Raw genomic sequence first — 4,930 nt, forward strand, 5'->3', positions numbered from 1 at the left:
ATGAGAGGGGTTAGGTTCGGAAAGTAGCCAGCTCGGCGGCGAGTAGCACGCTCTGACTGGGCGACAGTTTTCCTTCGGTTTTCAGTTCTTGGATGACAGCAGAAACAGCCCAATACCCTTTGGGTGGGCTCCTTCTGTCTCTGTCTCGCACCGATAGGGATTCTTCCAATGTTTTCAATGGCTGAATGCACTCAGGGAATAGCACAGAGAGTTCATCCAGCTTTATTGGATTGATAACCAGCTCGGGGAAATAGTTGGCCAGAGCTGGCCGATCTGAATCCATCAGGCTTTGAATCCCGATGCGCAGATCCTGTTTCACAGAGCCAGTTGCCGCCCAGTAAGCACCGGTAATCAGATCCTCTGAGGCGGTCTCAAGCCACATCAACACGTCAAGGTATTCGGGCGTGCGCAGTGCATTGGTGTTGTCCATGACTTCGTTCCTCAGAGGTCCATTTCATCGCGTGCGGAATCGATCAGCGAACGGCATTGTTCCGCACGTCGCATGTAGGTCAGGCCGTTGCCCGGCCAGATCGAGGCGGCGGCTTCGTAAAGTTCCGCGGCTGAATACCACTTCTTGTGCAGTTCTGCCAGCCGCGCAGCGGATTGCAGTGCATGGCAAGAACGTTCGGCTTTGCTTTGAGTGAGGTCACGAAAGTGCATTTGTGGATCTCCTTCGCTGAAATCCCGGGGCGGTTGCCGCCGCTTGATCCGGGAGGGATGCGCCCCGTCAGGGGCGCAGATTTATGCTGCGTTATCGAGGTGGTTGGCCAACGACAGGCCAACGGCCACGGGCCGGACCCATACGGGCATGTGGCTGAGCAAAAAGGTTTCGCCTTGCTTGGCCAGCAAAATGGTTTGAGCCATCACACCGGCAATCGCCTCGGCGGCATTCGGCGGAACCGCGTTACCGATTCGTTCCCGCCATGCCTGATCGCTCAACCCGTCCAGCTCTAGCATTTCCTCGGGATCGACGAGGCTTTGCAGTGCAGCCATTTCCAGTGTGGTGAAAGGCCGGTGCCAGGTGCCGTCAAGGCTTCTGATCACACACGTCAGGCGTTCATTCGCTGCAGGCATTCGAGGATCAGCGACACTCCAACGGCCATTGTCCAATCGCGCACTGGCGGAGATAGCGCCTGCAGTGCTGTCCCACGGGACGACGCCGTAATGTCCGCCAGTGAGGTACGCATCACCTTTTACGCGGCGCAGGCCGGAGCGGGGATCCTGTACCGCAAAGGCCCCCTGCCCTGTTGTGCTGCCCGCAATCACTGTTCGGGCTGATCCGTCCCAACGGGTAACGTTGTACTTGCCGTGGCCACCAGCTGCGCCACGCGGATCCGCCACGCTGAAAGTGCCCTGACCCGGTGACTTGACACCGATAATCGCGCCGCTGGTGTCTTCCCATCTACGAACGCCGTATTGGTGGTATTGAGGCGCGTCTACCGGGCTTCTCGGATCCGCGACAGAGAAAGCCCCGTTGGTAGCTCTTGATTGCCCTGCCACGGTGCCGACAGACTTATCCCATGCGTTGACACCCAAGTATCCTGAAAACGCCTCTGGCACGATCACAAAGTCCCGCAGATACCCGTCACTGATAGCCAGTTGATCAAGGCTGCGCCAATCCTTGCCCGCTTCGACAAGGGCGAGTCGCACCCACGTTTTCCATTGCAGTGACGGCACGCGGTGCATTGGGCCTGCGCGCTCGATGTCACCTGGCATCGGCATGCGGCCGAGGACGGCACCAACGGATTGCAGCGACTTCTTTTCCGGCTCGTACAGGAACGGTGGAACCTTCTCGACGTGGCGGGCGACCAGCAAGAACCGTTTGCGAGATTGGGCCAGTCCGCCCAGTTCGCCGCAGTCGTGGGTCGTCTCCGATACGGCGTAGCCGAAGAACTCAAGAATCTGCCCGATCTGGTCAAGCAAGTGTCGGCCCCGGCTGGCCAGACGCGGTACGTTTTCGAACACGATCAAGCTGACTGGGTTGTGTTGCCAGGCTTCGCACATGAGCCACACACAACGTAGCGTCAGCTCGTTGAGTGCCTGATATTTGGGGGTGAGGCTCAATGCTTCGGACAATAAGCCCGACGCGCCTTTGCATGGGCTGCTGATGAACACAACGTCAGGATCTTGGTTGCCAGCGGCGCGGCGAATGTCATCCGGCGTAGCTTCCCGCCAATCCGCAGGCGGTTGCTTACCGTGAAACGCGATGTACTGCTCGCGGGTGAACAGATCCATCTGAGTACCTGGTACACCGGCCAAGCGCTCAAAATCCTTGAGCGCTCCGGCGTCCACGTCGACACCACCGACGCAACGCCATTCGGCCTGCAGCTTGCCGACTACCTCTTTGTTCTGATTGAAACCCTTTGCCCCGCCGCCTAGACCGCAGCAGAAATGAAAGTGCTTGAGCACGTACCTGATAGGCATGATCGCATTCCGTCACTGGTGCCCGGACCGTGAGGTCCGGGCTTGCTGAGGTCAGATGGCTGAGGCAGTCGCTTCGGCCATGTCGCGGAAGATTTCGGCGTGCAATTCCAACGGGAACTCTGCGAGAACTTCGCGCTGGCCAATGCCGGAGCGCTGCGCAACAACCATGTAGAGGGTGACGGTGGAAGGAATTTGCCCAGGACGGGCTTGGTGGGAAGGCTCAACGGTAAAACCGCTGTACTCGCGAAGGGTTTTCGCATCGCTGAAATAAAACAGGTGGGTTTCGGTAGTCATTGTTTGAATCTCCTTCGAGTGACTTGGAGCGGTTGCCGCCGCTTTGTCCCAAGCTGCCGAGGCGGTATTACCTCGACAAATTCATTATCTCAAAAGAGCGATTCAGGGTCAACTATTAGTATCATCCGTTTTTACTAGAAATTGATTTTTATTTATCTTCTTTGTTGGACAGGTAGTCGGCAACAATGAACGAGCTGAGGCCCCCCCCCAGCAATGCCGATTGCCAATGCAAGAGCAGTTGCAGTACCCAGCCATTCCTGTTCGCTGGCAAGTACATATTCATTAACCACGGAGCCGATACCGCCCAAAAAGATGAAAAAGAGCGCCCCGCACCCAACCATTGACGCTATGAACATGCCATCAGATTTATTTTCGCGGATCGGTTTTGGTGTCGGGGTGTTTGGATTGGTTTTCATGGTAATCATCCTTGAACATTGATCGATTTAGGTGATGGAGTGCAGCCCAGCTCGCGTGGGCCAGCAAGGCGAGCGACGTAGCGCGGCTTAGGTTTGCGAGTCCAGTCATTATCTTTCGCACATTGTGCAGCATCTGCGCATGTGCGCGCACGAACGTACATCGTGTGGATGACCTTCTGTTTCCTGCCGGTGTGCGCGATTAAATCAACCGCGAAGGTCTTCCACTCTTTGTCCTTCCAGAATGCGTGAGCGTCAGCCTCATCGCCGAACAACATGCGTTCTTGGCGTGGTGTCTGATTCATGATTGCACCCGAATGCCCGGCGAACCGGGCTTCCCGAATTAGTAGTCCGTGCCTGCCAACAGCACGTTCCAAAGATCGCCGCTCACAAAGCGCAACTGGCATTTGACGCCTTGGGCGCGAAGCGCGTCCCGCGTCTCGATTGCGAGGGTCAACGAAATTTCAGTGAGCCCAGCCGGTTTGGTAGTGGTCATGGATCAGTAACCCAGCCAATGCATTACGTCTCGGGACTTGTACTCCGAGTGATCGCCCAGCTCGTCTACAAGATCCGCGAAGGCGAGGGAATGTTTCTCGCACTCGGCTTTTGCTTCGTCGCGGCTTACCACGTTGTCTTCTTCGAGAGCTTCGTCCAGGGTCATCGTTATCACCTCATCTGTCGGGGTTGCCCGGTGCTTACCTGCACCGGGCGCGCTGAATGTTGATTACTCAGTGTCGTCGCCTTCGAGGTCACGGAGACTCGGTGCCAGGTCGACCAACGCGCGCTTACCCTTCGGATCGATGACAGTGAACACGCATGCGCTACCTGGCTCACCATTCGCGACATGCTTAGCGAAATAGCGTTTCGCAACCGCTTCCACTGCCTCTCTGGGGCCGCCAGTAACATCAACGTCCATTTCCCAAATAACACGATGAACAGCCATTTCATTCTCCTTCGCAATTCGCTTGGGCGGTTGCCGCCGCTGGTTCCAAGCTGCCGAAGCGGGATTGCTTCGACGGAGAAATTATCTCAACAAACAGAAATAGGGTCAACTGTTAGTATCATTCGATAGGACTATTTATTTACTTTCTCGCATGCGAGAATGCACCAATCAGCTTGATTACGTGTCATATATGTAATACACTTATACACATGAAAACGATTATCCAAACCGCCACTTACATGACTTGGGAACGCAAACTGCGTGACAAGAAGGCCAAACTGATTATCGCGGCGCGGGTGTTGCGCGTAGCCCACGGCTTGCTTGGTGACGTGCAGCCAGTCGGTCAAGGCGTCAGTGAGTTGCGTATTCATCATGGCCCCGGCTACCGGGTGTATTTCCAGCAGCGCGGCGATCAGCTGGTCCTATTGCTCTGCGGTGGGGATAAAAGCAGTCAGGCGCGGGATATAGAAACCGCAAAAACTCTGGCAAGCCAGTGGAGTGAAGACGAATGAAAGAACCAATTTACGAATACGATCCAGCGGAATTACTCACTGACGCGGAATCTATCGCCATCTTTATGGCTGATGCTTTCGAATCTGGTGATGCCTCATTTATCGCGCAGGCGCTGAGCGTGGTAGCTCGCGCCAAAGGTATGACCGCGATTGCAAAAGAGGCTGGCGTCACACGCGCACACCTCTACCAACTGAAAAACGGCAACCCAACGCTGAAAACCATGATCGGGGTGATGCGTGCGGTTGGCCTGGACATGACGGCAAAACAGCACGTCGACGTAGCCCACGGCTAAACGTCCGCAAATCAGGCCCGCCATTGTGCGGGTTTTTTTCGAAACCCTTGC

Annotated in this window: 10 protein-coding genes; 2 read left to right on the forward strand and 8 right to left on the reverse strand. The window is 55.9% G+C overall.

Annotation, left to right across the window (positions count from 1 at the left end):
- Positions 1-10 precede the first annotated feature (10 nt).
- The 8 genes from DM374_RS32035 to DM374_RS32055 form a co-directional block, all read right to left on the reverse strand.
- Positions 11-430, reverse strand: coding sequence for a hypothetical protein (locus DM374_RS32035; protein WP_110973479.1), 420 nt, complete (start codon positions 428-430; stop codon positions 11-13).
- A gap of 11 nt (positions 431-441) precedes the next feature.
- On the reverse strand, positions 442-660 hold the full coding sequence (locus DM374_RS32040; protein ID WP_110973480.1) for a hypothetical protein: 219 nt from the start codon (positions 658-660) through the stop codon (positions 442-444).
- A gap of 81 nt (positions 661-741) precedes the next feature.
- Positions 742-2,424, reverse strand: a complete 1,683-nt coding sequence (locus DM374_RS32045; RefSeq protein ID WP_110973481.1) for a DNA cytosine methyltransferase — start codon at positions 2,422-2,424, stop codon at positions 742-744.
- Between the two features lie 51 nt (positions 2,425-2,475).
- On the reverse strand, positions 2,476-2,718 hold the full coding sequence (locus DM374_RS32050) for a hypothetical protein (protein ID WP_110973482.1): 243 nt from the start codon (positions 2,716-2,718) through the stop codon (positions 2,476-2,478).
- A 152-nt stretch (positions 2,719-2,870) separates the two neighbouring features.
- Complete coding sequence (locus tag DM374_RS33355; RefSeq protein ID WP_157969798.1) at positions 2,871-3,134, reverse strand: hypothetical protein; 264 nt, start codon at positions 3,132-3,134, stop codon at positions 2,871-2,873.
- 5 nt (positions 3,135-3,139) lie between these two features.
- A complete protein-coding gene (locus tag DM374_RS33360) occupies positions 3,140-3,436 on the reverse strand; it encodes a hypothetical protein (protein ID WP_157969799.1) in 297 nt (98 codons plus the stop codon).
- A gap of 194 nt (positions 3,437-3,630) precedes the next feature.
- Complete coding sequence (locus DM374_RS33560; RefSeq protein WP_169882213.1) at positions 3,631-3,792, reverse strand: hypothetical protein; 162 nt, start codon at positions 3,790-3,792, stop codon at positions 3,631-3,633.
- 63 nt (positions 3,793-3,855) lie between these two features.
- Positions 3,856-4,074 (reverse strand): hypothetical protein, encoded by a 219-nt coding sequence (locus DM374_RS32055; RefSeq protein ID WP_110973483.1) that lies wholly within the window; start codon positions 4,072-4,074, stop codon positions 3,856-3,858.
- Between the two features lie 209 nt (positions 4,075-4,283).
- On the opposite strand from DM374_RS32055, the gene DM374_RS32060 reads away from it, so the two are divergent.
- Positions 4,284-4,586, forward strand: a complete 303-nt coding sequence (locus tag DM374_RS32060; RefSeq protein WP_011475355.1) for a type II toxin-antitoxin system RelE/ParE family toxin — start codon at positions 4,284-4,286, stop codon at positions 4,584-4,586.
- Positions 4,583-4,879, forward strand: coding sequence for an addiction module antidote protein (locus tag DM374_RS32065; RefSeq protein WP_011475354.1), 297 nt, complete (start codon positions 4,583-4,585; stop codon positions 4,877-4,879). Before DM374_RS32060 ends, DM374_RS32065 begins: the two co-directional genes overlap by 4 nt.
- Positions 4,880-4,930 lie beyond the last annotated feature (51 nt).

The organism is Pseudomonas huaxiensis (assembly GCF_003231275.1).
GTDB classification, from domain to species: domain Bacteria; phylum Pseudomonadota; class Gammaproteobacteria; order Pseudomonadales; family Pseudomonadaceae; genus Aquipseudomonas; species Aquipseudomonas huaxiensis.

Coding starts and splice junctions, on each gene's coding strand:
- DM374_RS32035 (WP_110973479.1), bottom strand. CDS start 430: ATGGACAACACCAATGCACTGCGCACGCCCGAATACCTTGACGTGTTG.
- DM374_RS32040 (WP_110973480.1), bottom strand. CDS start 660: ATGCACTTTCGTGACCTCACTCAAAGCAAAGCCGAACGTTCTTGCCAT.
- DM374_RS32045 (WP_110973481.1), bottom strand. CDS start 2,424: ATGCCTATCAGGTACGTGCTCAAGCACTTTCATTTCTGCTGCGGTCTA.
- DM374_RS32050 (WP_110973482.1), bottom strand. CDS start 2,718: ATGACTACCGAAACCCACCTGTTTTATTTCAGCGATGCGAAAACCCTT.
- DM374_RS33355 (WP_157969798.1), bottom strand. CDS start 3,134: ATGAAAACCAATCCAAACACCCCGACACCAAAACCGATCCGCGAAAAT.
- DM374_RS33360 (WP_157969799.1), bottom strand. CDS start 3,436: ATGAATCAGACACCACGCCAAGAACGCATGTTGTTCGGCGATGAGGCT.
- DM374_RS33560 (WP_169882213.1), bottom strand. CDS start 3,792: ATGACCCTGGACGAAGCTCTCGAAGAAGACAACGTGGTAAGCCGCGAC.
- DM374_RS32055 (WP_110973483.1), bottom strand. CDS start 4,074: ATGGCTGTTCATCGTGTTATTTGGGAAATGGACGTTGATGTTACTGGC.
- DM374_RS32060 (WP_011475355.1), top strand. CDS start 4,284: ATGAAAACGATTATCCAAACCGCCACTTACATGACTTGGGAACGCAAA.
- DM374_RS32065 (WP_011475354.1), top strand. CDS start 4,583: ATGAAAGAACCAATTTACGAATACGATCCAGCGGAATTACTCACTGAC.